Genomic DNA, 2,449 nt, shown 5'->3' with positions numbered 1-2,449 from the left:
TTCATCAGCAGCTGGAGCTGATGCCCCCAAAGGTTCACCATCACGAGTTTTCTGTACGTTTGTACTGATATAAACACCTACACCTTTTTTGCCAGCAAAAGCATAAGGGCTAAAATTGAGTGCAATCTTTCCGTACATTCCGCTATAAACTTCTGTTGCGTCCATAACCGGGCTAAGATCAGGTCCAACAATTTTTGGCGGATAGTCAACGCCTGTTGAAGCTGTAAACACCCAATGACCCTTACACTCTGGACCAAACGGCATACCATCAGATGGTTTTACTCCATCACCGTCATGGATAGGTACCGCCACATTTGGAGGTACTACACCGTTCCACTTCTCTGCTTTTCCTTTTGCTTTTGCTGCTTCAATAGCTGCATCAATCTTTTGTTTAGTAGCTATATCTGACTTAGGTAAAAGAATCGTTGCACTGTATTTCGGTTCCCCACCGTATTGGTTTTCCCTCGGTTTTAATAGATTCACAAAGCTAAAGCGAACTTCCCCTGATACAATACGTGTGTTTTGATTAGTCATAGTTTCATTTCTCCTTTTAAAATTATTTACTGACATTCCCCAGTTTCCTGAGATAAATTAATCTACGTGGTAATCTGCAATATCACCCATTAACTAAAATCCTCTGTTGCGCTAACTTCATTAGTTATTGCTTGCCTTTTATCTGTTGCAGGAGCAAGGGTTGGTTTACCTGGTGATTTTTGTACCAATCCTGGTTCCTCTAATAACTCACGGTATTCTTTTTTCCCTAGTTCTTTTTCTAATTTAGGAACTGTTAAAGGAACTCTTTCATAAAGCAAAGCTTCTTTAATTCCGTGTTCTTTAAGATGTTGAAAAGCTTTGTCTTGATCTACATAATTTCTACTTCCTCGTCCTTCAACAGCTTTCCATCCTGCAATGTCATTTCCTTTTAAGCTTTCTTTAAGTGCAAACTCCTTTAGAGCTCTAACCCATGATTCCAAGTGTTTTGCTTTCTCTAATGCTTGGCCAACTTCTTCATTACTGATCAACGGTGGTTTCATCTGTTTAAAATCATCCAACGCACTGTACTGTTCCATTCGCGCTCGACAAGTTGCTTTTGCTTTACAAAACTTGCAGTGTTCGCCGGGTACAAACTCCCCTTCCCCGTTAAAAGCTTTTTGAGCAACAGGTTTGATTTCATCTCCCCACTTCAACAGCTCTTCAAGGGATAGCTCATATTCTGAAATATTATCAAGTCTTGGTTGCACAATAGATAAATGCACCTTAGAGATAGGATAAAGAAAGCTGTATGCTGCATAAGCACCTAAAGCATAAAGTTTCATTTGAGGGTTATCCTCAGCACTTACCGGAACCCCTTTTCCATATTTAAAATCATTAACATACAATGTATTTCCGCCAATGATGATGCAGTCCGCTGTTCCAAATCCCTCGGGAACATAAGCGCTGAAATCGACTTTCTTCTCTACAGCTACATACGGACTGACTTCCATACCTAGAGTTAATTCTTTTAAGTAATCCAGGTACGTTTCCGTGTGCTTTAACATTTCTTGTTGAAACAGTTCATTCTTTTTCATTTTGTTGAGACGTCGGGTAAATGTGCTTTTGGCCATCGGCTCAACAAAATACTTTCGTAGCCTTAACTCCGCAATCTCATGAGCCAAAGTTCCTTCTGCTGCATAAGTGGATCCTTTATCCTCAAACTGTTCTTCTAACCGAGCACTAGGGGGGCAAGCTAACCATCTATTAGATGCACTAGCAGATAACAAAGCGTGTGCTCGTTCAGCATGTGCAATTTGTTTGGCCATTATATCTTCGCTCCCATTTCCCGTAGTTTCGTGGCAAACGTACCGTATTGCTCCTGAGGCAAAGCAGTCAAAGCTTGTACACCAAACTGACCAAGAAGCTGTACCAATTCAGCTTGTTTACCTGCATCCATTAATTGAGAGGCAGCACGTGCCAGTTGATCCATTGTATAAGTCTGCTCCACCGTTGGCACCGCTCCTGGCTGATCTTGTTGAACAGGGGGTTGTTGCTGTACAGGTGCTTGTTGTTGAGTTGGAACTGACTGAACAGTTGGTTGCTGTTGCACAGCAGGTTGTTCTTTTTGCATTGGAGCTTGTTGATGTACTGCTGGCTCCTGTTGGACTTGTTCCTCTGTCACTTTAGGCAAACCGCTAGTTGATAAGGCTTGCGCTAGGGATAAAACTGCGTTTGTAAATGCTTGATCTATTGAAATTTTAATTTCCATTAGTAATTACCTCCTAAATGTTCTTGCTTCTATACTGCAAGACAAGTTATAATAAAGTTGGATTATGATAGTTTTAGTCTGATGCGCCAACATCAGGCTTTTTTCTTTTCTAAAACAGAACCAATATGATACCTAAGACTACCAACAAAGCACCTGCTAGATTGATAGCGAAATCTTTCGACGTGTACAATCGTTCATCACCTCCCT

The 2,449-nt window shown here is 41.0% G+C and carries 3 protein-coding genes; all 3 read right to left on the bottom strand.

Going from position 1 to position 2,449, the window contains the following annotated elements:
• Positions 1–534 (bottom strand): DUF2815 family protein (locus BUB45_RS19215; RefSeq protein WP_073013495.1); only part of this gene is annotated, 534 nt, incomplete at its 3' end.
• An 89-nt stretch (positions 535–623) separates the two neighbouring features.
• Positions 624–1,799: a DUF2800 domain-containing protein gene (locus BUB45_RS19210; protein ID WP_073013494.1), complete on the bottom strand. Its 1,176-nt coding sequence runs from the start codon at positions 1,797–1,799 to the stop codon at positions 624–626.
• Positions 1,799–2,242 carry a hypothetical protein gene (locus BUB45_RS19205; RefSeq protein WP_073013492.1) on the bottom strand — a complete coding sequence of 148 codons (444 nt, stop codon included), beginning with the start codon at positions 2,240–2,242 and terminating at the stop codon, positions 1,799–1,801. The genes BUB45_RS19210 and BUB45_RS19205 overlap by 1 nt, the downstream gene beginning before the upstream one ends.
• Positions 2,243–2,449: the final 207 nt, after the last annotated feature.

This window comes from Virgibacillus chiguensis (genome assembly GCF_900129865.1).
GTDB classification, from domain to species: Bacteria; Bacillota; Bacilli; order Bacillales; family Amphibacillaceae; genus Virgibacillus; species Virgibacillus chiguensis.
This window is presented reverse-complemented; position numbering and strand designations above follow the sequence as displayed.

Coding starts and splice junctions, on each gene's coding strand:
- BUB45_RS19210 (WP_073013494.1), bottom strand. CDS start 1,799: ATGGCCAAACAAATTGCACATGCTGAACGAGCACACGCTTTGTTATCT.
- BUB45_RS19205 (WP_073013492.1), bottom strand. CDS start 2,242: ATGGAAATTAAAATTTCAATAGATCAAGCATTTACAAACGCAGTTTTA.